The sequence below is a fragment of the Apibacter muscae genome (assembly GCF_007845595.1).
Taxonomy (GTDB): Bacteria; Bacteroidota; Bacteroidia; order Flavobacteriales; family Weeksellaceae; genus Apibacter; species Apibacter muscae.
In genome coordinates, this window is the sequence record NZ_SELI01000018.1 from 97,898 (window position 1) to 123,130 (window position 25,233).

Annotated in this window: 21 protein-coding genes; 20 read left to right on the top strand and 1 reads right to left on the bottom strand. The window is 29.7% G+C overall.

The annotated features are described in order from the left end of the window. The first annotated feature begins 40 nt into the window (after nucleotides 1-40). Nucleotides 41-1,150 carry a glycosyltransferase family 4 protein gene (locus tag ETU10_RS05820; RefSeq protein ID WP_146310598.1) on the top strand — a complete coding sequence of 370 codons (1,110 nt, stop codon included), beginning with the start codon at nucleotides 41-43 and terminating at the stop codon, nucleotides 1,148-1,150. Continuing rightward, complete coding sequence (locus ETU10_RS05825) at nucleotides 1,147-1,821, top strand: acyltransferase (protein ID WP_146310600.1); 675 nt, start codon at nucleotides 1,147-1,149, stop codon at nucleotides 1,819-1,821. The genes ETU10_RS05820 and ETU10_RS05825 overlap by 4 nt, the downstream gene beginning before the upstream one ends. A gap of 5 nt (nucleotides 1,822-1,826) precedes the next feature. Here ETU10_RS05825 and ETU10_RS05830 read toward each other — a convergent pair whose 3' ends face one another. Next, nucleotides 1,827-2,390 (bottom strand): hypothetical protein, encoded by a 564-nt coding sequence (locus tag ETU10_RS05830; protein WP_146310602.1) that lies wholly within the window; start codon nucleotides 2,388-2,390, stop codon nucleotides 1,827-1,829. 127 nt (nucleotides 2,391-2,517) lie between these two features. On the opposite strand from ETU10_RS05830, the gene ETU10_RS05835 reads away from it, so the two are divergent. The 18 genes from ETU10_RS05835 (at nucleotide 2,518) to ETU10_RS05920 (ending at nucleotide 25,231) form a co-directional block, all read left to right on the top strand. Beyond that, a complete protein-coding gene (locus tag ETU10_RS05835; protein WP_146310605.1) occupies nucleotides 2,518-3,606 on the top strand; it encodes a DUF1972 domain-containing protein in 1,089 nt (362 codons plus the stop codon). Beyond that, the gene (locus tag ETU10_RS05840) at nucleotides 3,597-4,832 is read left to right on the top strand and encodes an O-antigen ligase family protein (protein ID WP_146310607.1); all 1,236 of its coding nucleotides are present in this window, start codon (nucleotides 3,597-3,599) and stop codon (nucleotides 4,830-4,832) included. The genes ETU10_RS05835 and ETU10_RS05840 overlap by 10 nt, the downstream gene beginning before the upstream one ends. After that, nucleotides 4,825-6,243: an exopolysaccharide biosynthesis polyprenyl glycosylphosphotransferase gene (locus tag ETU10_RS05845; protein WP_146310609.1), complete on the top strand. Its 1,419-nt coding sequence runs from the start codon at nucleotides 4,825-4,827 to the stop codon at nucleotides 6,241-6,243. The genes ETU10_RS05840 and ETU10_RS05845 overlap by 8 nt, the downstream gene beginning before the upstream one ends. Nucleotides 6,244-6,323: 80 nt before the next feature. Beyond that, nucleotides 6,324-6,716, top strand: a complete 393-nt coding sequence (locus ETU10_RS05850; RefSeq protein ID WP_146310611.1) for a hypothetical protein — start codon at nucleotides 6,324-6,326, stop codon at nucleotides 6,714-6,716. Between the two features lie 93 nt (nucleotides 6,717-6,809). Beyond that, nucleotides 6,810-7,391, top strand: coding sequence for a cytochrome b/b6 domain-containing protein (locus ETU10_RS05855; RefSeq protein WP_146261842.1), 582 nt, complete (start codon nucleotides 6,810-6,812; stop codon nucleotides 7,389-7,391). A gap of 50 nt (nucleotides 7,392-7,441) precedes the next feature. After that, nucleotides 7,442-11,749 carry a CusA/CzcA family heavy metal efflux RND transporter gene (locus tag ETU10_RS05860; protein ID WP_146310613.1) on the top strand — a complete coding sequence of 1,436 codons (4,308 nt, stop codon included), beginning with the start codon at nucleotides 7,442-7,444 and terminating at the stop codon, nucleotides 11,747-11,749. 12 nt (nucleotides 11,750-11,761) lie between these two features. Beyond that, nucleotides 11,762-12,895: an efflux RND transporter periplasmic adaptor subunit gene (locus tag ETU10_RS05865; protein ID WP_146261840.1), complete on the top strand. Its 1,134-nt coding sequence runs from the start codon at nucleotides 11,762-11,764 to the stop codon at nucleotides 12,893-12,895. Between the two features lie 295 nt (nucleotides 12,896-13,190). Further along, the gene (locus ETU10_RS05870) at nucleotides 13,191-13,955 is read left to right on the top strand and encodes an alpha/beta fold hydrolase (protein ID WP_146261839.1); all 765 of its coding nucleotides are present in this window, start codon (nucleotides 13,191-13,193) and stop codon (nucleotides 13,953-13,955) included. A gap of 17 nt (nucleotides 13,956-13,972) precedes the next feature. Next, complete coding sequence (yihA, locus tag ETU10_RS05875; RefSeq protein ID WP_146310615.1) at nucleotides 13,973-14,593, top strand: ribosome biogenesis GTP-binding protein YihA/YsxC; 621 nt, start codon at nucleotides 13,973-13,975, stop codon at nucleotides 14,591-14,593. A 112-nt stretch (nucleotides 14,594-14,705) separates the two neighbouring features. Next, nucleotides 14,706-16,049, top strand: a complete 1,344-nt coding sequence (locus ETU10_RS05880; protein WP_146310617.1) for a cytochrome ubiquinol oxidase subunit I — start codon at nucleotides 14,706-14,708, stop codon at nucleotides 16,047-16,049. Nucleotides 16,050-16,052: 3 nt separating this feature from the next. Next, nucleotides 16,053-17,057 (top strand): cytochrome d ubiquinol oxidase subunit II, encoded by a 1,005-nt coding sequence (locus tag ETU10_RS05885; RefSeq protein ID WP_146292086.1) that lies wholly within the window; start codon nucleotides 16,053-16,055, stop codon nucleotides 17,055-17,057. 439 nt (nucleotides 17,058-17,496) lie between these two features. Next, a complete protein-coding gene (locus ETU10_RS05890; RefSeq protein WP_146310620.1) occupies nucleotides 17,497-17,919 on the top strand; it encodes an RrF2 family transcriptional regulator in 423 nt (140 codons plus the stop codon). Nucleotides 17,920-17,946: 27 nt separating this feature from the next. Then, nucleotides 17,947-19,428 (top strand): MFS transporter, encoded by a 1,482-nt coding sequence (locus ETU10_RS05895; protein ID WP_146310622.1) that lies wholly within the window; start codon nucleotides 17,947-17,949, stop codon nucleotides 19,426-19,428. Between the two features lie 17 nt (nucleotides 19,429-19,445). Then, nucleotides 19,446-20,801 carry an MFS transporter gene (locus tag ETU10_RS05900; protein WP_146310624.1) on the top strand — a complete coding sequence of 452 codons (1,356 nt, stop codon included), beginning with the start codon at nucleotides 19,446-19,448 and terminating at the stop codon, nucleotides 20,799-20,801. Between the two features lie 22 nt (nucleotides 20,802-20,823). Next, nucleotides 20,824-21,879 carry an MFS transporter gene (locus ETU10_RS05905; protein WP_146310626.1) on the top strand — a complete coding sequence of 352 codons (1,056 nt, stop codon included), beginning with the start codon at nucleotides 20,824-20,826 and terminating at the stop codon, nucleotides 21,877-21,879. A gap of 29 nt (nucleotides 21,880-21,908) precedes the next feature. Further along, nucleotides 21,909-24,131 (top strand): molybdopterin oxidoreductase family protein, encoded by a 2,223-nt coding sequence (locus tag ETU10_RS05910; protein WP_146310627.1) that lies wholly within the window; start codon nucleotides 21,909-21,911, stop codon nucleotides 24,129-24,131. 11 nt (nucleotides 24,132-24,142) lie between these two features. Beyond that, nucleotides 24,143-24,712, top strand: a complete 570-nt coding sequence (locus ETU10_RS05915; RefSeq protein WP_146292095.1) for a 4Fe-4S dicluster domain-containing protein — start codon at nucleotides 24,143-24,145, stop codon at nucleotides 24,710-24,712. Between the two features lie 21 nt (nucleotides 24,713-24,733). Next, entirely contained in the window at nucleotides 24,734-25,231 is a 498-nt protein-coding gene (locus ETU10_RS05920; RefSeq protein ID WP_146261829.1) for a QcrA and Rieske domain-containing protein, read from the top strand. Nucleotides 25,232-25,233: the final 2 nt, after the last annotated feature.

A 25,233-nucleotide genomic window follows, 5' to 3' on the forward strand; every position in this document is an offset into this window, starting at 1 on the left:
ATTATTTAATTTAATATTTATCGCTTATGCGCATTAATTTATGAAAAAAATTAAAATTTTAGTTGATGCTCATGTATTTGAAAATTCATTTCAAGGAACTACTACCTACATAAAAGGATTGTATAATCATTTAGTGCATTACAATGATTTTGAGATAACTTTATGTTCAAATAATATTAGCAATTTAAAAAAAATATTTATTTCACAAGATTTTAAATTCATTAAACTAAATTCAAAATCAACATTTAGTCGATTATTTATAGAATACCCCAAAATCTTAAAATCAGGAAATTATGACTACGCGCACTTTCAATATATAGTTCCTTTAGGATTTAAATATTGTAAATATATAAATACAATACATGATTTATTATTTATGGATTTTAAATCTTATTTTCCATGGTATTATAGATTTATAAGAACAAAACTATTTTCTTATTCAGCAACTAAATCAGATGTACTTTTAACGGTCTCCGAATATTCCAAGAGAGATATATATAATAAATTCAATATTAAATTAAACAAAATACATGTAACACCTAACGGTGTGTCTATTTCATCAAAGAAAAATATAACTTATGATGTTAAAGCTAAATATAATATAAGAAATTATATACACTATGTTAGTCGGTTTGAAAGTAGAAAAAATCAATTAGGCTTATTAAAAGTATACTTAAATCTTAAACTGTATGAAAAAGGTATTGATTTAGTCTTTATCGGAAGATATACGGATAAAATTGAAAAAGATGCTTATGATGAAGTTTTAAAATTAGTTCCTAAAAATTTAAATAATAGGGTGTTTTTTATTCACGATATTGAAGAAGAAGAATTAGAAAATTTTCATAAACAGTCATTATGTTTTGTGTATCCATCTTTAGCCGAGGGATTTGGAATACCGCCAATTGAGGCAGCTATTAATGGTTGCAAAGTATTATGCTCAAATTTAACGGCAATGTCAGATTTCAATTTTTTTTCTTATAATTTCAATCCTGAAAATAACGTAGATTTTGCAGAAAAATTATTAAAAATTTTGCAAGATGAATATTATCCTTTTGAAGAAATAAAAAATATTATATTGGAAAAATACAATTGGAGAAATATAAGTTCAAACTTTAAAGAAGTGATTATTAATAATTTTAGAATTAAATGAATATTTCAAATATATTAAAGGGTTTTAAAGAGCTTAATTTTAAAACAATTTATTTTAATTTTAAATATCTAACTTATAAACAAGCAATTTTTTTACCAATATTTGTTTCAAAAAATGTAAAATTAAAAAATTCCAAAGGGAATATAGTATTAGATTTTAAACCTAAAATGAGAAGCATTCGGTTAGGGTATGAAGCTGTCGGGATATTTGATCATAAGAGATCTAAATCAATTTGGGATGTGAAAGGAAAAATTATTTTTAAAGGAAAAGCTTTTATTGGTCAAGGTTTTAAAATATCTGTAGGAGAGAAAGGTAAGATAGAGTTTGGAGATAATTTTGCAATTTCTGCTGAAACATCATTAGTAGCAAGTAATAGAAGGATTGAATTTGGTTCAAATTGTTTATTATCATGGGAAGTACTATTTTTAGATACAGATTTTCATAAAATTTATGATATAGATAATAATATTATTAATGAAAATAAAGATATTAAAATAGGTAATAATGTATGGATAGGATGTAGATCAACAATCTTAAAAGGTAGTATAGTTTCTGATGGTATTGTTATTGCATCAAATTCTTTAGTTGCTGGAATTTTAAACTCTAATAACGCTATATATGGGGGAGTACCAATAAAACTAATAAAAAGTAATGTTAAATGGGAAAGATGAAATTTTTATTTTTTTAATATTTTTGGAGGATATAATTTATTCATTAATAATTTTAAAGAATCGTTAGCTGTAAGTACAGGATTATATTGATTTTGTTTATTATAAAGATCATAATAATATGTCAAATCATTAAATTTCATACATTCATTTACAAAAAAATAATTTTGAAAATCACCTCCATCTCCACTAATTGAATCATTACCATACTTTAAAGTAATATTCTTTAAAAAAATTTTATCTTGCTCATTGTTGCTACTCATTGATAACATTAAATTTTTTGGCTTAATACCTATTGGGAATTCAAAAATAATTTTTTGAATTTTGTCATCCCCTAAAATAATTTTCCTTTTACTTGATTTTTCTGAGAAAATAGAATCATTTTCATCTATATAATAAACTTTTATAAAATCATTTTTCTTATATACGCCTTCTATAATAACTTGAAATTTAGGTATAGAACCACTATTTGAAATGGTGTTATGAGTTGTAGATTGATCATTAAAATTTTTACAGGAGACTAATGATATTAGTATTATAAGAATGCAGTTGAAAAAAGTTTTATAAGTCATCTGAAATTAAAATTCTGACGTTAAAGTTAATATTATTATTTAATTATTCTAATAAATTTTAATAGTTAACTAAAGGTAATAATGCATTATATTTACCGTTTGATAACTATCTTTATGAATTAATTTGATGAAAATAGCTATATTAGGCACAAGAGGAGTACCTAATTTTCATGGTGGATTTGAGCAATTTGCTGAATTTTTTTCAGTTTTTTTAGCCTCTAAAGGTTATGAGGTTTATGTTTATAATTCTTCCCTACATCCTTACAAGAAAAAAATATATAAAGGGGTTAATCTTATTCATTGTAAAGATCCAGAAAATAAAATAGGTACAGCAGGACAATTTATTTATGATTTAAATTGTATTTTGGACAGTCGAAAAAGGAATTTTGATGTTATATTGCAATTAGGATATACCAGTAGTAGTATTTGGTATTTTTTATTACCTAAAAAGTCTGTAATAATCACAAACATGGATGGTTTAGAATGGAAAAGGAGTAAATATTCCAAAGCTGTACAAAAATTTTTAAAATTTGCAGAAAAATTAGCTATCAAACACAGTGATTATTTAATTTCTGATTCTATAGGCATTAAAGAATATATAAGCAAAATATACAGAAAAGAATCTAAATATATAGCTTACGGAGCTGAAATATTTACTATCCCCCAAGTAAAAAAACTAGAAGCTTTTCAATTATCACCTAATCAATATAATTTGTTGGTTGCAAGAATGGAACCTGAAAATAATATAGAAATAATTATTAAAGGTATTATAAAGTCTAAAAGTAATAATAAATTAATAATTGTAGGGAATTATAAGAACACAGATTTCGGAAAGTATTTGTATCATATGTATCATTCGTATTCAAACATTGAATTTATAGGAGCAATATATGATATAGAAATACTAAATAATTTAAGATATTTTTCAGAATTATATTTTCATGGGCACTCAGTTGGAGGTACAAATCCATCTTTATTAGAGGCTATGGCAAGTAATTGCTTGATAATTGCTCACAATAATATCTTTAATAAATCTATACTGGAAGACGATGCTTATTATTTCTCCAATAGTGATGAAGTTTCAAATATCGTATCATTAGTTCATAAAGTAAATAATCAGAAAAAAATTGAAAATAATAAACTAAAAATAGAGAAATTTTATAAGTGGGAAATAATTAACAACCAATATTTAGATTATATAAAACAATGTTTATAAAAAGAAGGTTAGATGTAAATTTCATGTTGGCAATTTTTTATGGATTGTTTATAGGTTCTTTTATTCCAGGTTTTGCATTAAGTAATTTTATGCTTATTCTATTTGGTATTGCAAGCATATTTCAATGCGTAAAAAACAAAACAATAAAATTTGATAAAAATTACTTACCTCTAATAATATTTTTTTTATGGACAGTTTGTTCTGTTGTATGGACTATTGATCATCAACAAACTTTTAAAGGAATTATAAAGCTTATAAGTTTTTTATTAATTCCAATATTCTTTTCTCAGTTCCCTAAAATAGGTAATAAAAATATTATAGTAATATTTAGAACATTAAGCATTAGTTTATCTATATATTTTATTATCTGTTTATTCAATTCCTATCAATTATATATATCTGATCAAAACATTAATCACTTTTTTTATCATGATTTGACATCTATGTATAATAATAACGCTATATATATATCTACTTTCACCTCATTTACACTTTTGTCAATGATCAATGTTTCAAAGAAAAAATTTTATGATTATATATTAGTATTTATTTTATTATTCTATTTAATTCTATTATCATCAAAAAATATAATTTTCACTACATTTTTTATTCAATTAATGATTGTGTTATTTTTCAATAAAAATAAGAAGCAAAAGCAAATTATAGTAGGAAGTTTGTTATCAATGGTTGTAATTTTCACTGCTTTTGTTTATATAGATTCACCATTAAAAGAGAGATACTTAGTTGAAAGTAATACGAATTTTAAAGAAATATTAACGAAAGATTTTTTTAATAATTATCAATTCAATGGTACTAATTTGAGACTTTTACAATTGAGAATGGGTATTGAAATGTTTTTAAATAATAATGTTGGATTTCAAGGCTTAGGTTTATCATCTGCTCAAGGGCTTTTAAATGATTATTATTTATATTATACAGTGCCGCAATATTTAAGTTATAATTTCCACAATCAATATATGCAAACAAGTATAGAATTGGGAATCATAGGGCTATTTTTATTAGCTTTTATACTAGTTTTTTCATTTATTAAATCCATAAAAAATTATAATATTATATTGTTTAGTTTTGTTTTATTAATGATTTTCTTATTTTTTACAGAGTCATTCTTAAACCGACAAAAAGGAATACTTTTTTTTGTATTTATATATAGTTTACTTTTTAAATTTCAAAGCAGAAATTTTTCGATAAAAGCAAAAAATGATTAAGCGCAGTAAGAGTTCAGAAAATTTAATTTTTTTTCAGTATGCCCTTGATATTCTGATATTAACATTTTTATCATTATTTTTTATAAAAATACAATATTTAGAAAATTTTCATAAGTATTTGTCAATTTCTTATTTATACACTGCTCATTATAAAGTTTTAATATTATTTGTAGTTAGTTGGTATTTTATATCAGTAAATGTAAAATTATATATAGGCAGTAGGTTTAGTGGAGTGATACCCATCATTAAAAAGAATTTTTATCAGATTTTATCGTTTAGCATTATTGTATTTGCAGTATCAGGGTTTAAGTCCAATGAATTGTTTTCTAATAAATTATCCTTAAAATTTATTACAGTACTTTTTATATTGACTACCGCAACTAAAATATTATTATTTTACGGCATAAGGTATTATAGAAAATTAGGAGGCAATAATAGAAAAGTAGTTTTTGTAGATGAGAATAGTAATACCTATTCATTTATAAATTTACTAACCAAAAAAAAACATTATGGAATTCTTAATTGTGGGGAATTTCTTTTTAAGGTAAAAATAATTAATAAAGAGAATAAGCATAAATATATTTTTAAAGAATTTAAAAATTATATTATTAATAATGAAATTCAAACAATATTTTTTTCCTTAAATGGACAATTACCAAAGGAAACTCACGAAGATCTCGTTTATTTAGCTCAAAAATTACATATTGAAATAAGTTTTATTCCTAGTGAAATTTATGATTCCTATAGCAGTTTGAATTTAGAGTATTATGATACATATCCCATATTAACATTTAAAAAATTCCCTTTGGATAGCTTTTGGAATCAATTTTTAAAAAGAATATTTGATATTATTTTTTCACTTTTTGTTATAATATTTATTATAAGTTGGCTTTTTCCTTTAATAGGATTGGTAATTTTGCTAGATTCTGGGAGTCCAGTATTTTATCTTCAAAAAAGAGTAGGGCTAAGAGGGAAAGTATTTAATTGCTTTAAATTTAGAACCATGAAAAAAAGTGTTGATAACAATATTAAAGCAACAGTTAAAGGAGATATACGAATTACACGCTTTGGTAAAATATTAAGAAAGACTAGTCTAGACGAATTCCCACAATTTATAAATGTTTTGATTGGAAATATGTCCGTGGTAGGTCCAAGGCCACATATGGTAATACAAGATGAGCATTATAACGATATTATATTGAAGTATAGTTTAAGACATTATGTAAAACCAGGTATTACAGGCTTAGCACAGTCCAAAGGTTTTAGAGGAGAGATAGCCACTAAGGAAGATATTCATAAAAGAGTAATAGCTGATGCATATTATGTTAAAAATTGGTCGTTTTTGCTAGATATAATAATTATTATAAGAACATTTTTTAATATAATTTCAGGAGACAAAAAAGCATTTTAACTATTGTGTAAATTAATTCTAAATTAAATAATAGCTCTTAAGTTTATAGGAAATAAATTAACTTTGCGTCAATGAAAATTATGGGGAAAATATCTATGTATTTAGCTACACTAATAGTTGTAGCACATATGATTATTCCACATCAGCACAAAGCTAAATTACAGACAGTAATTCACGAATGTTTATTTGATAATAACGATTTATTGGAAAAAGATGAGAGTTCCTTAATTGGTGCGATCGCTGATTTAATAAAGCATGTAAATTTAGGTGAAAAGCATTTAGAAACTTTTAAAATTTCTAATTACAAATATCAAATAAATTCTATCTCAATCTTTGAGGTTCCAGAAATAAATTTTTTAAGATTTCAATTTAAAGAATTAAAAAGATCAACAATTTTCCCAGATTATAATCTATTATTTTCACATCAAAGTCATCCTAGAAATCTTAGATTAAGAGCGCCTCCTATTATATAATAAATCCACACAATATTTTTATCTTATCTTTTTTCAGCTGGAACTAGGTAATCTCATTTTTATTTATTGTTAACAAATTTATTATAAACACTAATGAATAATTATAAATTTTCATTAATACATAGATTATTACATTGGTCTATGGCTCTCACAATTATTTTTATACTCATTACTATTTTTCTTAGATTGGGTTGGATGAACAAAAATATAATGGCTACTATTATATTCAATAATTTACAAGAAAATAATATTAAAATTACCCAAAAGGAAGCAGTAAGTATAGCAAAAAACATTAGGGGAAATATGTTTAATTGGCATGTATACATTGGATATGTATTGCTAGGATTATACTTATTAAGAATTACTTATATAATTATTAAAAAAGGGAAGTTTAGAACCTCATCACTAATAAAATATTCCCTAAAAAAGAAATTTCAGTCTTTGGTGTATTTAATTTTTTATATAGGTTTAGGAATAACTCTTATTACAGGTTTATTAATTCAAAATGCACCTAAAGAATATGCTCAATCATTAAAATCAATTCATCAACTATCATTATATTTTATGTTGATTTTCTTGGTTTTTCATATGATTGGAATATTCATAGGTGAAAAATCAACGGATAAAGGAATTGTTTCTGCCATGATTAATGGTGGAGACAATATTAGCAGATAATACTAATTTTTATATACCCATTCTAATTATATAATACTAATAATAAAATTATGTTTAAAAAAATTATAGAATTCTCTATAAATAATAAATTATTAATTATTGTAGGAACACTCGCCTTATTGATAGGTGGGGTTTACTCAGTAAAAGATATTGCTATTGATGCAACTCCCGATATTACAAATAATCAAGTGCAAATAGTAACCACTTCACCAACTTTAGCACCTCAAGAAGTTGAAAAGTTAATAACTTTCCCATTAGAATCACAATTAAGAAATATTCCAGGAACAACAGAAGTACGCTCCATATCTAGATTTGGACTCTCCATAATAACGGTTGTCTTTAAAGAAAATATACCTACTTTACAAGCAAGGCAGTTGGTTAAAGAACAAGTAGATATTGCAAAATCAGAAATACCTGATGGGTTAGGAGATCCTGAATTAATGCCTATAACAACAGGATTAGGAGAAATTTATCAATATGTACTAAAGGTAAAACCAGGGTATGAGAATCAATATAATACAGAAAAATTACGTACCATACAAGATTGGATCATTAAACGTCAACTAAATGGAGTAGAAGGAATAATTGAAATATCAAGTTTCGGAGGAAATATTAGAGAATATGAAATATCTATAGATCCAGTAGCTTTACAAAGCTATAATTTAACATTGGAAGAAGTTCACACAGCTTTAGAAAATAATAATCAAAATTCAGGTTCTGGCTATATACAACAAAAACATAACCTATTTTATATCCGAACCGAAGGGATGATAAAAAACTTTCAAGATATTGAAAATATTGTTATATCACTAAACAATAAGGTTCCTATTAAAATATCCGATGTAGCACAAGTAAAAATAGGTTCGGCACAACGTTTTGGAGCAATGACTATGAATGGTCAAGGAGAAGTTGTTGGAGGTATAACTCTAATGCTAAAAGGAGCTGATTCCTATAAAACAGTACAAAATGTAAAACAAAGAGTCACAGAAATTGAAAAAAACCTACCGGAGGGATTAGATATTTATGAATATTTGGATAGAGCTAATCTAATCGATAAAACTATATCTACAGTAACCAAAAACTTAATAGAAGGCGGACTCATCGTTATTTTTGTTTTAATACTACTTTTAGGTAATCTAAGAGCTGGGCTTATAGTTGCTTCTGTAATTCCATTGTCCCTACTTTTCGCTTTAGCAATGATGGATCTATTTGGAGTTTCAGCAAATCTACTATCGCTAGGAGCTATGGATTTTGGAATTGTAGTTGATGGAGCAATTATTATCATAGAAAGTGTTATACATGTATTGTACACTAGTTATTTAGGTAAGAAACTCACCCAAAAAGAAATGGATGGAGTAGTTACTAAAGCAGCAGGAGATATATATAAATCAGCTTCTTTTGGGATTATGATAATTATTTTAGTATTTGTTCCTATAATGACTTTAACAGGTATAGAGGGTAAAATGTTTAGACCTATGGCATTAGCCGTAAGTTTTGCAATTTTAGGTGCATTTATACTTTCCCTTACCTATGTTCCTGTAATGACAACGATGTTTATAAATAAAAACATAAAACAGAAAATAACATTTGCAGACAAAATAATGAATTTCCTGAAAAAGTTGTATTTACCCGTTTTACAGAAAGTTTTAAAAATACCTTATACAATAGTGAGTTTAGTAGTGGCTATATGGCTTATGTTTGTTTTTGTATTCATGAAGATGGGGTCAGAATTTGTACCAACCTTACAAGAAGGAGATATTGCAATGCAAATGAGTATTCAACCTGGAAGCTCCTTAGATGAAAGCATTGCAACTACAACGAAAGCAGAAAAAATATTGAAAGAGAATTTCCCAGAAGTACTACATGTGGTTTCTAAAATTGGAACTGCCGAAGTGCCAACAGATCCCATGGGTATTGAAGATGCTGATATAATGATAATTCTAAAAGAAAAAAAAGATTGGATATCAGCGACTACACAAGAAGAACTAGTCAATAAAATGAAAGAAAAATTATCTGTTATATTAGGTGCTTCTTTTGAGTTTTCCCAACCTATACAACTAAGATTTAATGAGTTGATGACAGGGGCAAAGGCAGATGTAGTCATAAAAATATTTGGAGAAGATACAGAAGAATTAAAAAAGATAGCAGACAAAGCAGCAGAAAGTATACATGACATAAAAGGAGCGGCAGATGTGAAAGTGGAACAGACGGAAGGATTAAAACAAATGAATATTAGCTACAATAGAGAAAAAATAGCACAATACGGTCTAAATATTAATTCTTTAAATCAGATTATACGATCGACGATCGCAGGTCAATCTGCCGGAGTTGTTCTTGAAGGTGAAAAAAGATTTGATATAGTCTTAAGATTAAATGAGAACTATAGAAAAGATTTGAATCTAAATCAAATCTATGTAAAATCAGCCACAGGAATACTCATTCCATTGTCAGAAGTAGCATCCATGAATTATGAATCAGGTCCTATGATGATATCTAGAGAACAAGCCCAAAGAAAAATTAATATAGGAGTGAATGTAAGAGGAGTAGATGTTGCCACCTTAGTAAAAAACATCCAAACAAAGTTGGATAAAGACATTAAATTACCCCCAGGCTACCGCATTCAATACGGTGGAGCATTTGAAAATTTGCAACAAGCAAGTGCAAGATTAAGTATAGTTATTCCTATAGCCCTTATAACCATAATTTTTCTATTATACATTGCTTTTAAAAGCTTAAAAGATGCCCTTATAATTTTTACAGCGGTGCCCTTAGCCTCCATAGGAGGGATTATAGCCTTATGGGCAAGAGGACTCCCCTTTAGCATATCAGCCGGAGTAGGCTTCATAGCCTTATTTGGAGTAGCCGTTTTAAATGGGATTGTATTAGTAGGAGAATTAAATGATTTAAAGAAATCGGGTAAATTTAATTCTTTGAAAGATCTAATTATACAAGGTTCTCTTACACGTTTACGTCCCGTATTTATGACGGCTATGGTAGCTACTTTAGGATTTTTCCCAATGGCTATATCCTCCTCAAATGGTTCCGAAGTACAACACCCATTGGCAACAGTGGTTATAGGAGGATTAGTAACCTCTACTTTATTAACCCTGTTAATAGTACCAGCAATTTATTATATAGTAGAGAATAAAAGTTTTAAAAAACTCTTAAATAAAACAAATACTACCTTAGGAGTATTCATCTTAGGAGGAATCATGTCCATACAGGGACAAACTAGAGTAGCATTGCCTGAACTTTTACAAAGAGTTTCAACAGAAAATATGGAACTCCAAGGAGATCGTATGCAGATAGAAAAAGAGCAATTAGAAAAAAAATATGCCTATACGGTCCAAAATACATCTATAACTGCAGGTTATGGAGAGTACAATGATAGAAAAGGAGATTATCAAGTAGAATTAGAACAAAATTTAGGAAACTTATTCTCTTATAGGAGTATACAAAACTTATCCGATTCAAAAATCAACTGGTTAAATTCCCTATTCTTATTAAAGAAACATACTTTAGAACTACAAGTAGAACAAACCTATAACCAATGGTTATACTCTATTGAGAAAAGGAATTTACTACTTAAAATGGATTCTTTATACCAATCAGGCTTAAAAAGAGCAGAATTCAGGTATCAACAAGGAGAAACCGATTATATGGAGAAACAATTTTTTAAAGTAGAGTTAGATCAGATAATAAGAAGAATAACCAGCAATGAACAAGAATACTTAAACGTTGAAAATCAATTGTACAACTTATGTAAAATAGATTTAAAAGATAAAATTATTCCAATTGAAAGTTTTTCAAGATTAGAAAATGATTACATATCAAGTACTTTACAGCCATTATTTACACAAGAGTTCGATCAAGCAATGCAATTTAATAACCAAGCCGTAATACTTGGAAAATCACAAAGACTACCAGAATTATCAGTAGGAACCATAATGCATAGTATAGACCAAAGATCTGCATATTTTTCTGGAGTAGTAGGGATCAATATACCTCTATTTAACAATTCCTATAAAAAACTAAAAGAACAATCATATATTGAAAATCAATTCATAGAAAATAATAAAGAACAAAAAGTAAGAAGTTTAGAATTAAGGATTAAACAGTTAAAAGAACAAGAAGATTTATTTAATAAAGAAATAGCTTCTTTAGGAGAGAATCATTTAAATGAACTAATAAAAATGAGGAAGGTAGCTCTTACCAAATATAAATATGGTGAAATTGATTATCTGCAATATTGTAGCTTATTAAAAGCATCTGTAGAAGCCCACTTAACCTATCTAGACTTAATACATGATTACAATCAAGTACTTATAGAAATAAAATATTTAACTCAACAAAATTAAATTGATCACGCAATGAATATACGAATATATATAACCCTATTTTTAAGTTTAATTATTATTTCTTGCAGCAAAGAAAAGCAAGAAAACCATGAAGCTGTAACAAAAGAAAATACAGAAATAGAAATTACTCCTGAACAAATTAAAATAAATAATATACAAATAGGGAAACCCGAGTTAAAATCTATTGATTCCCGAATAACAGTAAGTGGAGTTATACATGCTTTACCACAAAATATGTCCTCCGTACATAGTCAAGTAGATGGATTTATTGATAAAGTAAACTTCATTACCGGTGAGTATGTTAAAAAAGGACAAGTTTTAGCCACACTAAGAAATCCATCTTTCATTCCTTTGCAAAAACAGTTTCTTGAATCGTACTATAATATGCTTTTAAATCAAAAAGATTTCCAACGGAAGAAATCTTTATTAGCTGCTGATGCTATAAGTCAGAAAGCATACGAACAAGCCTTAGCACTTTATCAAGTATCCTCCGCTGAGTATGAAAGTTTGCATTCTGAATTAAAAGTTTTGGGATTTTCACCCTCAACGATTATAAAAACTAAAACTATAAATCCAATTTTACCAATAATTAGTCCGCAAAACGGATTTATACAAGCCGAAGAAATTTCTCCAGGAAAGCAAATTTCAACAGCAGATGAATTATTTAAGATTATAAATCAAGACGAATTACATTTGGAACTAAATGTGCCGTCTAAATACGCATCTCAACTATTTGCAGGGCAAGAAGTTGAATTTAGTTTACCAGAAATAAAAGATACATTAAAAGGAGAAATCCATTTGATAGGAAGGGCTACTAACACAGAAAATAATACAATTCAGGTACATGTAGATATTAAGACAAAATTACCTGCCAATGATTTCTATGAGGGACGTTTTGTAAATGCCTCAATCATTAATAAAACTCATCCACTTCTGACAATTCCTAGAGATGCAGTGTTTGAAGAAAACGGAAAAAAATATATTTTTATTAAAAATGGATCTAAATTCGATAAAAAAGAAATTAAAACAGGAGTCGAGAATTCTGAATATGTAGAAGTGTTAGATTTAGATAATAATCAAGAACTTGTCACTGCTGGAACTTATTATTTAAAGGCTGGAGAGATTGAATCTGGACATAGCCACTAAATTCTTAAAAAACATAGTACAAAAACACAAGGGAAATTATTCCCTTGTGTTTCTTATTATAAATGAATTTATAATTCGATTAAACATATAAATCTTAATCTATTTTCAAGATTATTTCAATAAAAAGAATGTATCGAATTAATACGTTAAAGTTACATACAAATAAATAGATAAAATGCGTCTAATAAGCTGAAAATCAGTTATGATATGTTTTTTATAAAATGTGGGATAAAATAATACTATTATATTAGTAAAAATGATGTATTTTTGCATGATTGCATAAGATGAGCTTAATATGATTTTTAGTCTTCCTAAAAAAAATAAATTTATATATACAGAAGTTGGAGAAGGAAGTCCAATTGTATTGTTACATGGATTAATGGGAGGATTAAGTAACTTTAAATATCAAATAGAATATTTTTCACAAAAAGGTTACAAAGTTTATTTTTTGCAATTACCACTGTATACATTGCCTCAGTTAAAAACGAATATTTCAGGATTGACCAACTATGTAATAAAATTTCTTGAAAAAGTAGTGGATAAACCGGCTATACTAATAGGAAATTCACTAGGCGGTCACTTAGGACTAATTACATCCTTAAAAAAAGCTCAATATGTTAAAGCACTTGTTTTAACAGGAAGTTCTGGACTATACGAGAGAAGTTTTGGTGATTCATATCCAAAAAGAGGAAGTTACGAATACATAAAAAAAAAGGCACAAGATGTTTTTTACGATCCTGACATAGCAACTAAGGAGCTAGTAGATGAAGTTTATGAGACTGTAACTGATAGATTAAAAGCTATAAAAACAATTCAGATAGCAAGAAGTGCAATGAAAAATAACTTATCTGAAGAATTAAAAAATATTAAGATACCCACTTGTTTAATTTGGGGAAAACAAGACAATGTTACCCCACCTGAAGTTGCAGAAGAATTTAATCAATTTATCCCTGATTCAAAGTTATATTGGGTAGATAAATGTGGGCATTCACCAATGATGGAAAAGCCTGAAGAATTTAATAGTATTCTTTACGAATGGTTAAAAAGTAGAGAATTATAATTCAAATAAATTAAATTGTGAGCATACATTCAGCAGATTTCATTAAAAGTAGTCCTAAGATAGAAGAGTGTCCAGAACCTGATTTTCCAGAATACGCATTTATAGGCCGTTCAAATGTAGGTAAATCATCTCTTATTAATATGTTAACCAATAAAAAAGGTTTAGCGAAAACATCTTCAACCCCTGGGAAAACCCAATTAATTAATCATTTTCTCATTAATAATAGCTGGTATCTAGCAGACCTACCTGGGTATGGATATGCCAAAGTATCTAAAAAGACTAGGGAGATTTTTTCTAAAATGATTGAAAAATATATTTTAAATAGGAAAAATCTAGTCAATGTATTTATATTGGTGGATGCTAGACATTTACCATTAGAAAATGATTTAGAATTTATTAATTGGTTAGGAGAAAAAGAAATACCGTTTTCCTTAGTTTTTACTAAAATTGACAAAGTTTCCCAAAGAGAATTTGCATTCAATTTAAAAAAATATATGCAAGAACTTAGAAAAACTTGGGAAGAAGTACCCACAATTTTTAAAACCTCAGCAGAAAAAAAAATAGGTCAAGAAGAAATTTTATCCTTTATTGAAGATACAAACAAATATCTTGAAAGAAACAAGATTACTTTCACCTAAATTCATAAACAGATAATTGTATTTACGTAATTCTTTTATAAATATATAGGGCGTTTAAGAAATTTATTTATAAATTCTTATGTAACTTTGTATAAGACTAAAAAATTATATAATGGATGATTTTATTGCTGCTCGTTCTCAGATGGCGTTGTCCTTAGGTTTTCATATTATTTTTTCATGTGTAGGTATGGTAATGCCATTTTTTATGGCTATAGCTCATTATAAATATTTAAAAACCGGAGACAAAATCTATAAAGGATTAACAAAAGCTTGGAGCAAGGGAATAGCAATATTATTTGCCACCGGAGCTGTTTCAGGAACCATGCTGTCATTTGAACTTGGGCAACTTTGGCCCAAATTTATGGAACATGCCGGATCTATTTTTGGTATGCCCTTCTCCCTAGAAGGAACAGCATTCTTTGTAGAAGCTATTGCTCTAGGTTTTTTTCTATATGGTTGGGGAAAATTAAATCCATGGTTTCATTGGTTTACAGGATTATTGGTAGGTATAAGTGGATTAGCTTCCGGTATATTAGTTCTAGCAGCAAATGCTTGGATGAATAGTCCCGCAGGCTTTGATTTTGTGAATGGTGAATACCTAAATGTAAATCCCGTAAAAGCCATGTTTAATGATGCATGGTTTTCTCAGGCCTTGCATATGATAATAGCTGCATTTATTGCTACAGGCTTTGCTGTTGCAGGAGTTCACGCTTTTATGATCCTAAAAGGGAAAAATTTAGTATTTCATACCAAAGCATTCAAAATTGCCGCTATTTCAGCATCCATAGCTGCCCTAATACAACCACTTAGCGGAGATATTTCTGCCAAAGATGTAAGTAAAAGACAACCAGAAAAACTTGCAGCAATGGAAGCGCATTTTCATACAGAAAAAAATGCAGATTTTATTTTAGGAGGAATAGTAAATGAAAATGAACATAAAGTTGATTACGCAATAAAAATACCTGGTTTATTAAGTTTTTTATCACATGGTGATTTTAATGCACCAGTAAAAGGAATATTAGATTTTCCGGAACAAGACCGACCTCCGGTAGCTATTGTTCACTATGCCTTTCAAATTATGATCATGCTTGGCGTAGCACTAATGATAATATCAATTTTATACCTTTTAGCCATATTAAAGAAAAAATCTTGGCTATCAAAAAAATGGTTAATTAAGCTATTTGTTATGGCAGCACCTTTAGGATATATAGCTTTAGAAGCAGGTTGGGTGGTTACAGAAGTGGGTAGGCAACCATGGATAATATATAAAATAATGCGAACCTCAGAAGCTGTAACTCCGATGCCTGGAATCGCTTATACCTTTTATTTATTCACTCTTATTTTTATGTCACTTTCTTTAATTGTTATTTTTCTGTTGTATAGACAGATAAAGATGGTGCCCTATTTATACGATGAAACAGATCCAAAATTTATTCATAAACCTACAAATAAATAAAATATGTTTGATCTATATGTAGTTATATTTTTCCTTTGGACAGCAATAGCCCTTTATTTGTTATTGGGTGGGGCAGATTTTGGTGTAGGTATAGCAGAGCTATTCTCAAATAAAAAGAACCAAGAACAAATTCATAAAATTATGTACCGTGAAATGGGGCCGGTTTGGGAAGCGAACCATATGTGGTTAATAATCGTTATAGTAATACTTTTTGTGGGATTTCCTCAAATTTATTCTACCCTATCTACGTATCTACATATTCCTCTTCTAATTATGTTATTAGGAATCATTGCACGAGGTACAGCTTTTACATTTAGGCATTATGATGCTGTTATAGACAATTGGCACAAAGTTTATAATAAAATTTTTATCTATTCAAGTTTTATAACTCCTTTCTTCTTAGGAATAATAGCAGCAGCAACTGTTTCAGGAACTATAAATACGGAAGCCACTGAATTTTCAACAGCTTACATTTGGAGTTGGTTAACACCCTTTGGAATTGCCTTAGGAGTTTTCACCAGCTGTATTTGTGGTTATTTAGCCTGTTCTTATACAATTTCTCAAATTGAGAACGAAGAAGAAAAAAAATATATAGGTAAAAAAGTGAAAATATTTCTTATTTCTGTAATCCTTTCAGGAGGGCTAGTATTTGCCTGCGCAGGCTACCAAAATTTACCTTTGATTAGGTGGATATATGGAGGAGTAGTAGGTTGGGCAGCAGTGCTTTTTGCCACCCTTTCAGCCATTGGGGCTTTTTATTGTATTTATAAAAATAAATATTCTGCTATAAGAATATTAGCCGGTTTTCAAGTAATTATGATTTTATTGGCAGTAACCTATGGTCATTACCCAGATTTAGTGTTATTAAAACAAGGGTCACTATCTTTATTAAGTGGAGAAAATGAACCCAAAACTATTAAAATGTTGGCTTGGGCATTGATTTTAGGAAGTATTTTTATACTACCAGGAGTATTTCATTTGATCTATTCCTTTCAGAAAAAAAGATAATTATATATTATTGATTAGCTATTATATTATATCTGAAAAATATATATTTTTCAATCAATAAATTTTTACGTTTTCAGTAATAAGTTTTTATTTAACAGAGATAAAATAAAACAATTATAATAAAAAATATATTATTCTGAATCTAGGAAATACTTAATTAAATAGAAATTTAAATTCTATAAGTACGAAAATTTCTTGATTGTACTTTTTTTAATATTTGTAAACAACTAATAAAATTTATAGTATTATTTAGCTTTTGTCCCTTTTTTTAGTTTCATAATACTATATAGTCATTAATACTTCGTAAAAACGATATAAAATATTTATTTAGAACAAGTATAAATTAATCAAAAGATAATAAGACTTTAATATCTTAATATATCCTTTTAAGATTATTAAATTATATTTGCAGGTAATTAAGTTTAAAAATTATTAGGGAATGTTTTCAAAAACCAGTGAGTACGCAATAAAAATTATGATTTATCTAAGTTCAAAAAATCATAAAGATAATTATTCACAGGTTAAAGAAATTAGTCAGGCATTAGAAACTCCAGAACCCTTTACCGCTAAAATATTGCAACAATTGGCTAAGGTTGGCTTATTAATATCGATGAAAGGTAAAAATGGAGGTTTTGCTTTAGGGAAAGATTCAAGTGAAATTAAAATACTAGACATTGTTATTGCTATAGATGGAAGCAAATCTGTTACACGTTGTGTCCTTGGTTTAAGTTATTGCTCCAATGAAGATCCATGTCCACTACATCATAAATATTACAAAATTAAAGAACAGATTAAAAAAGATGTTTTAGAAACTAATTTAAAAGATATAAAAGATCGATTAAAAAACTTAAAACTAAAATAGTTAATTACATAGAAAGTTTTCATTCATATGCCTAAATCAAATTTAAAACAATCCCATATAATATTAGCTTTAAATACTTTAGCCTTCACCATGTGTTTTGCATGTTGGACGCTTAATGGAGTTTTAGTTACCTACTTAGTAGAGAACGGAATTTTTGACTTTTCAGTAGTAGAGATAGGTTGGTTATTAGGAATTCCCGTTTTAACAGGATCATTGTTGAGATTACCAGTAGGGATAATGACGGATAAATTCGGAGGGAAAAAAGTATTTATTATTTTGCTCATTTTTTGTTCAATCCCCTTATTTATACTACCTTTGGCTAAAAGTTTTTTAGCATTTGCTATCTTAAGCTTTTTATTTGGTATAGTAGGTACAAGCTTTGCTGTAGGCGTAGGATACACTTCCGTTTGGTATCCCAAAGAGTGGCAGGGGAGAGCCCTAGGTATATTTGGTATGGGTAATGCAGGAGCAGCAATTACAACATTTTTAGCTCCAACACTTTTAAATTATCTTTCTAAAAATAATCCGGAGAATGGTTGGAAAATTTTGCCACTTATATATGGATTTACACTTATAGTTTTAAGTATATTATACATTCTGCTAGCCAAAAATAAAAAACCTCAGGGCAGTTCTAAGACAATGTCAAGCTTATTAAGTCCATTAAAAAAAGGAAGAGTTTGGCGTTTTGGGCTTTACTACTTATTAGTTTTTGGATTTTTTGTGGCCTATTCCCAATGGTTAGTACCCAATTTTATGAATGTTTATAACACAACTTTAGTAATGGCTGGTATGTTTGCCTCATTTTTTAGCTTACCATCAGGAGTGGTAAGAGCATTTGGTGGATATTTATCCGATAAATATGGGGCAAGAAAAGTAATGTACTGGGTATTAGGCTCCTCAGTAGCCTTTAGTTTTCTTCTCATGTTTCCTAAAATGGATATTTACACACAAGGTCAGGGAATCTTATCTACAAATGCTGGAACAATTACACACATAGATAAGGATAAAATTTTAGTAAATAATAAAGAGTATAAAGTAAAAAATAAAGAAGAAGAAGTTCCCAAAGATCAAACAAGATTTTTACCAGAAAAAAACACATGGCAGGAAATTTTGGTGAAAGAGAACCAAAAGGTCAATAAAAAAGAATTATTAGCCAAAGGTATTACTGAAATAAGATTTGAAGCTAATATGTGGATGTATTTAGCCTTGGTTATATTCATAGGGATTTCTTGGGGGATAGGAAAAGCTGCTGTATATAAACATATTCCCGAATATTTCCCTAATGAAGTAGGAGTGGTTGGAGGAATGGTTGGATTAATAGGGGGGCTAGGAGGATTTATAGGGCCTATAATCTTTGGTTATCTTCTAAACTGTACAGGTCTATGGACCAGCTCTTGGATGTTTATTTTTATAATTTCACTGCTATGTCTAATATGCATGCATAGGGTTATTGTAAAAATGAACAAAGAGAAAATGCCGGAAATATTTAAAGACATTGAAAAAAAATAAATAAATAGAATAGAACTATGGCTACATGGCTTAAAGAATGGAACCCTGAAGACAGTAACTTTTGGGAATCAAAAGGAAAAAAAATCGCTTGGAGAACTTTAATAATTACCACCATTTCACTTACATTATCTTTTATAGTATGGTACTTAATGAGTGGTATAGTAACCAAACTAACCGGTGTAGGTTTTAAATTTACAGAAAAGGAATTATTTTGGTTAGCTTCTCTACCGGGATTGGCAGCTGGAACTTTACGAATTGTTCATACCTTTTTAATACCCATATATGGAACAAGACATACCATAACAATTTCAACATTAATAAAATTAATCCCCGTAGTAGGAATTGCATTTGCAGTAATGGATCCATCAACACCTTTCTGGGTTTTTGCTATCCTTGCCTTTACTATGGGTTTTGGCGGAGGTGATTTTTCTTCCTTTATGCCATCAACCAATATGTTTTTTCCCGCTCGTTTAAAAGGTACAGCCTTAGGAATTCAAGCAGGAATAGGAAACTTTGGAGTAAGCATTGTTCAATTTCTTACACCAGCTCTTTTAGGAGTAGCCATAGTAGGAGCACCTCAAATACTAAAAACTACAAATTCAGTTACGCAGGAAGTAATATCTAAGCCAATATATTTGCAAAGTACAGCTTTAATATATGTACCTCTGTTGATCGTAATGACTTTAGTTTGTTGGTTCGGCTTAAAAAGTATACCCTTAAAATCATCGTTTAAAGAACAAATGGGTATATTTAAACAAAAACATACTTGGTTTTGTACTATTACTTATTTTATGACTTTTGGTACATTTTCAGGTTTAGCAGCTGCATTTCCTTTAATGATAAAATCATTATACGGAGATTTTCCAGGCGCACCCGATCCATTAAAATATGCTTTTTACGGTCCTTTGATAGGTTCAGCCAGTCGTGTAGCTTTTGGTTTTGTTGCAGATAAAGTAGGAGGAGCAATTTTAACAACCATTACAGGAGTTGGTTTTATTATTTGTATTGGAGCTATGATATTTATGGGTTCCGTTTCACCGACTTCCATGGAACAGTTTCCTAGCTTTTTAGCAATGATGTTGACTATATTTTTCTTCTCAGGCATAGGAAATGCTGGAACTTTTAGGCAATTCCCTATCATATTTAAGAGTAACGCAGTACATGCAGCAGGAGTTATAGGCTGGACTGCAGCTATTGCAGCCTATGGACCCTTTATTTTTTCATTAATCCTAGGCTCAGAATTGCATGCATCAGAACTAGCAGGAAGAAAAAGCGCAAACGGATTTTTCTGGGGCGTATTAATATTTTCAATAATAGCTACATGGGTCAATTGGTATTATTACCAAAGAAAAGGAGCTGAAAGACCAAGTTAATAAAATATAAAATAAATACATTATGTTTCATTTGTTTCAAAACCTAAACAAATCGGCATTACTTAAAGCCATAATAGTTTCAATTCTAACCATTGTTATGGTCTTTATAGGATCAAGAAATTTGCAAAATTTTGACGCTGCCTTAATCGCATATTTATTTGGAGCGGTATTCGCCATCTTTGGTATCACTTACAGATATTCTATCTGGTTGCAAAGACCTCCAACGAAAATGTATTGGAAAAGATCGTGGCAATTTCTTTTTAGTAAATATTTTGTAGCTTATATAGGAAGAGGATTAAGATTGTTTTTTCAAAACATACTTTTTCAAAAATTTATTTATCCAAGAGGAAGAACAAGATGGATCGGTCATTTCTTGTTAGCAACCGGTTGTATGTTAGCCTTTGCCATAACATTCCCCTTAACCTTTGGTTGGATACATTTCACCTTAGAATCTGGGTCACTTACTACCTATGAAGCTCATTTATTTGGTTTTAAAATGATGGATTTTCAATTAGGATCATTCATAGCCTTTCTTATATTTCATGCTTTGGTTTGGTGTTCGGTATTGGTTATAATAGGCTCAATTATGATGATGAAAAGAAGAATGATCAATGGAGGACTAATAGCAACCCAAACTTTTGATGGTGATTGGTTACCCTTGTTGTTGTTAATAGCAATCTCGGTAACTGGTATAGGTATTACGTTTGATTATACATATTTAGAAGGTAAAACGAATCAGTTTATGTCTGTTACACATGCCGTTACTGTAATACTCTTTTTGGTGTGGATTCCTTTTGGTAAATTTTTTCATATTTTTCAACGTCCGGCGCAGTTAGGTGCTAATATTTATAAGACGGAAGGAATTAAAAATGGTTTAGCAAAATGTCCTTATACTAATGAAGAATTTGCTACTCAAATGCATATTGATGATTTAAAAACAGTAACTCAAGAATTGGGCTTTAATTTTAAATTATCCGATGGAAAAAGTCATTTAGATTATAGCCCCGAAGGAAAAAGATGTATGTTGGCAAAAGCTCATTTAAAAGCAAGAGAAGAAGCGGGAAGTTTTTTTGGTTAATAAATATAACGAATTAGTAAAAAAAGAAAATGTCTAAGATACCAGTAAGCGATAAAAAAATTATTGAAGAGTTTGGGCCTCATAAACAATATACACCTAAAGAAGGATTTAAAGGGGTTGAAGAGCCAGATAAATTAGTAAAAACACATTGTTGTTTCTGTGGTATGCAATGTGGTATACAACTAAAAGTTAAAGACAACAAAGTGGTAGGATTTGAACCTTGGAGAGAGTTCCCGTTTAACGAAGGAAGATTATGTCCCAAAGGAGTGCAAAGATATCTTCAAAATAATCATCCGGATCGTATACTTTCCCCAATGAAAAGGGTAGAAGGGGTAGGATTTCAGCCCATAGAATGGGAAGAAGCGATGAGCAAAACCGTAGCGGAGATTAATAGAATTCAAGACCAATACGGCAAGGATTCTTTTGCAATGCTTTCAGGAGTATCACTAACCAATGAAAAAAGTTACATGGTTGGTAAATTTGCTCGAGTTGCTTTAAAAACTAAAAATTTGGATTACAACGGAAGGCTTTGTATGGTAAGTGCCGGTACCGGGAATAAAAAAGCCTTTGGTTTGGATAGAGCCTCCAATAATTGGTCTGACCTTAAGCATGCAGAAGTTATTATTGTAGCAGGAGCCAATGTAAGTGAAACTTTCCCTGTTTTAACTCACCCACTTTGGGAAGCAAGAGATAATGGAGCAAAATTAATTGTCGTAGATCCAAGAATGGTACCATTCGCACGTACAGCGGATTTACATTTGGATGTACGTCCAGGAACAGATTCTGCACTCTACGGGGCTATGTTAAAAATATTGGTAGATAACGGTTGGATAGACCAAGAATTTATTGAAAAACATACCAGTAGTTTTAAGGAAGCAATAGAGGTAGTTAAAGATTATACTTTAGAATGGGCAGAAGAAATAACAGGAATTTCAGCAGCTAAAATATACAAAGCTGCCGAAATGTGGGGGAAAGCAAAAACTAGCTTTTTTCTACATGCAAGAGGAATTGAGCATCATACCAAAGGGGTTGACAATGTATTAGGAGTAATTAATCTAGTCTTAGCAACAGGCAGAATTGGAAAACCTTATTGTGGTTATGCAACAATAACAGGGCAAGGAAACGGACAAGGAGGAAGAGAACATGGACATAAATGTGATCAACTTCCGGGAAATAGAGATATTGAAAATCCAGAACATCGTAAATACATTTCAGAAGTTTGGGGAATTGAAGAAAAAGATTTGCCCGGTAAAGGATTAAGTGCCTATGAAATCATTGATGCTATACACAGAGGAGAAATTAAAGGGTTGATCTCCATTTGCTTTAATCCATTAGTATCTCTACCCAATAATAATTATGTAAGAGAAGCTTTAGAAAAGTTAGAATACTACGTAGCCATAGATTTCTTTTTAAGTGAAACAGCAAGATATGCAGATGTAGTACTGGCAGGTTCATTACAAGAGGAAGAAGAAGGAACCGTAACAACAGCCGAAGGAAGAGTAGTTAGAATTAATCAAGCCATTACCCCTCCAGGAAAAGCGAGAAAAGATAGTGATATTTTAAAAGAATTGGCCAAACGATTAGGAGAAGAAAGTAAGTTTAATTATAAAAATGCAGAGGATATTTTCAATGAACTAAGAGTAGCATCCAAAGGAGGAACGGCTGATTACTATGGAATTACCTATGAAAAAGTAGAAAAAAATATGGGAGTATTTTGGCCTTGTCCTTCATTAGATCATCCTGGAACTCCAAGGCTTTGGGAAGATTTAAAGTTTAAAACTCCGGATGGTAAAGCTCATTTTAACCCAGTAACCTATAAAGAGTCTTCAGAAATGATTGATGAAGATTACCCAATCATCTTAACTACAGGTAGAGTTGTTTCACAATATTTAAGTGGAACACAAACACGAAGAATTGGTAAACTTGTAGATCAGTATCCGGAGCCACTCATGGAAATCCATCCAAAATTAGCGGCAAAATATGGAATTCAAGATGGATATTTAACGAAAGTAATAACACGAAGAGGTGAAATGACTTTGCCTGCCAATGTAGTGGATACGATTAGAGAAGATACTATATTTATCCCCTACCACTGGGGAGGAAAACATTCTGCCAATCAGTTAACCATATCAAGTTTAGATCCTCTATCTAAAATTCCTGAATTTAAAGTGTGTGCCTGCAAAATTATGAATACCAATGAAAAAGCTCCTGATTCTCAAAAATCAGATGCATTTCAAAGTTTAGACAACTAAAAATAAAAAAAATGACAACTACAGAATATAATAAAAACATGGAATTTTTTGTAGATATGCAGAGGTGTATTGGGTGCCACTCCTGCGAGATGGCTTGTGCAGAATGTGAAACGAATGGGCAAGAAAGTATGATACATATTCATTATGTAGATAGAAAACATACTGTACAAACCACAGTGCAAGTTTGTATGCATTGCGAAGATCCAGTTTGTGCCAACGTATGTCCGGCCGATGCTATTACCAAAGATTCCTTCGGAGTAGTACACTCAGCCAACACGGCTCGCTGTATTGGTTGTTCCAACTGCGTTATGGCATGCCCCTTCGGAGTTCCTAAAAAAATAGAAGAAGCAGAGCTTATGATGAAATGCAATATGTGTTACGATCGTACAAGCGCAGGGCTAAAACCCATGTGTGCGACCGTTTGTCCTAGCGGAGCTTTATTCTATGGGACTAGAGAAGAAATAGAGGAAAAAAGACCGAATAGTACCCCGGTAAATAAATTTATATTTGGTCAAGAAGAAGTTGTTACTAAAGTAAATATTATGATGCCCAAAGGCAGCAAAGAGTTAAAAGTTCACTAATTACATAAGAAATAAAAAAACATGTCAAAAGATAACAAAGAACCTATATGGAAATCTGATTTTCCTGTAAGACAAGAAGAATCTACCCATGTATCCCGAAGAGAATTTGCTAAATTTTTATGTTTATTATCTGGAGGATTAGCACTTGGCAATGGGTTTATAGCGGCTAAATCCCTATTACCATCCAAAAAAGAAGTAGAAGAAGAATTTTATGTATGTGAAACTTCAGAAGTTCCTATCGGTCAAATGAAATCCTTTACAATTAAAGAAAATCACAAAGTGCCTTACATACTCATCCATTTAGGAGAAGACAAATGGAGATGTTTTGAACAAAAATGCACACATTTATCCTGTGCCGTTTTATACAATCACGAAATCAATAAGATTGTTTGCCCCTGCCATCAAGGATTTTTCAATCCAGAAACTGGAGATGTTTTGCAAGGTCCACCGCCTAGACCCTTGCCTCAATTATCCGTAATAATAAAAGACGGGAAAATCTATGTAAAAGAAAAAGTATAAGT

Bases quoted from the DNA above. Each gene is read 5' to 3' on its own strand.
- ETU10_RS05915 (WP_146292095.1), top strand. From the start codon at position 24,143: ATGACAACTACAGAATATAATAAAAACATGGAATTTTTTGTAGATATG.
- ETU10_RS05850 (WP_146310611.1), top strand. From the start codon at position 6,324: ATGGGGAAAATATCTATGTATTTAGCTACACTAATAGTTGTAGCACAT.
- ETU10_RS05900 (WP_146310624.1), top strand. From the start codon at position 19,446: ATGGCTACATGGCTTAAAGAATGGAACCCTGAAGACAGTAACTTTTGG.
- ETU10_RS05820 (WP_146310598.1), top strand. From the start codon at position 41: ATGAAAAAAATTAAAATTTTAGTTGATGCTCATGTATTTGAAAATTCA.
- ETU10_RS05880 (WP_146310617.1), top strand. From the start codon at position 14,706: ATGGATGATTTTATTGCTGCTCGTTCTCAGATGGCGTTGTCCTTAGGT.
- ETU10_RS05895 (WP_146310622.1), top strand. From the start codon at position 17,947: ATGCCTAAATCAAATTTAAAACAATCCCATATAATATTAGCTTTAAAT.
- ETU10_RS05865 (WP_146261840.1), top strand. From the start codon at position 11,762: ATGAATATACGAATATATATAACCCTATTTTTAAGTTTAATTATTATT.
- ETU10_RS05840 (WP_146310607.1), top strand. From the start codon at position 3,597: ATGTTTATAAAAAGAAGGTTAGATGTAAATTTCATGTTGGCAATTTTT.
- ETU10_RS05835 (WP_146310605.1), top strand. From the start codon at position 2,518: ATGAAAATAGCTATATTAGGCACAAGAGGAGTACCTAATTTTCATGGT.
- ETU10_RS05905 (WP_146310626.1), top strand. From the start codon at position 20,824: ATGTTTCATTTGTTTCAAAACCTAAACAAATCGGCATTACTTAAAGCC.
- ETU10_RS05870 (WP_146261839.1), top strand. From the start codon at position 13,191: ATGATTTTTAGTCTTCCTAAAAAAAATAAATTTATATATACAGAAGTT.
- ETU10_RS05910 (WP_146310627.1), top strand. From the start codon at position 21,909: ATGTCTAAGATACCAGTAAGCGATAAAAAAATTATTGAAGAGTTTGGG.
- ETU10_RS05920 (WP_146261829.1), top strand. From the start codon at position 24,734: ATGTCAAAAGATAACAAAGAACCTATATGGAAATCTGATTTTCCTGTA.
- ETU10_RS05890 (WP_146310620.1), top strand. From the start codon at position 17,497: ATGTTTTCAAAAACCAGTGAGTACGCAATAAAAATTATGATTTATCTA.
- ETU10_RS05855 (WP_146261842.1), top strand. From the start codon at position 6,810: ATGAATAATTATAAATTTTCATTAATACATAGATTATTACATTGGTCT.
- ETU10_RS05885 (WP_146292086.1), top strand. From the start codon at position 16,053: ATGTTTGATCTATATGTAGTTATATTTTTCCTTTGGACAGCAATAGCC.
- ETU10_RS05860 (WP_146310613.1), top strand. From the start codon at position 7,442: ATGTTTAAAAAAATTATAGAATTCTCTATAAATAATAAATTATTAATT.
- ETU10_RS05825 (WP_146310600.1), top strand. From the start codon at position 1,147: ATGAATATTTCAAATATATTAAAGGGTTTTAAAGAGCTTAATTTTAAA.
- ETU10_RS05845 (WP_146310609.1), top strand. From the start codon at position 4,825: ATGATTAAGCGCAGTAAGAGTTCAGAAAATTTAATTTTTTTTCAGTAT.
- ETU10_RS05830 (WP_146310602.1), bottom strand. From the start codon at position 2,390: ATGACTTATAAAACTTTTTTCAACTGCATTCTTATAATACTAATATCA.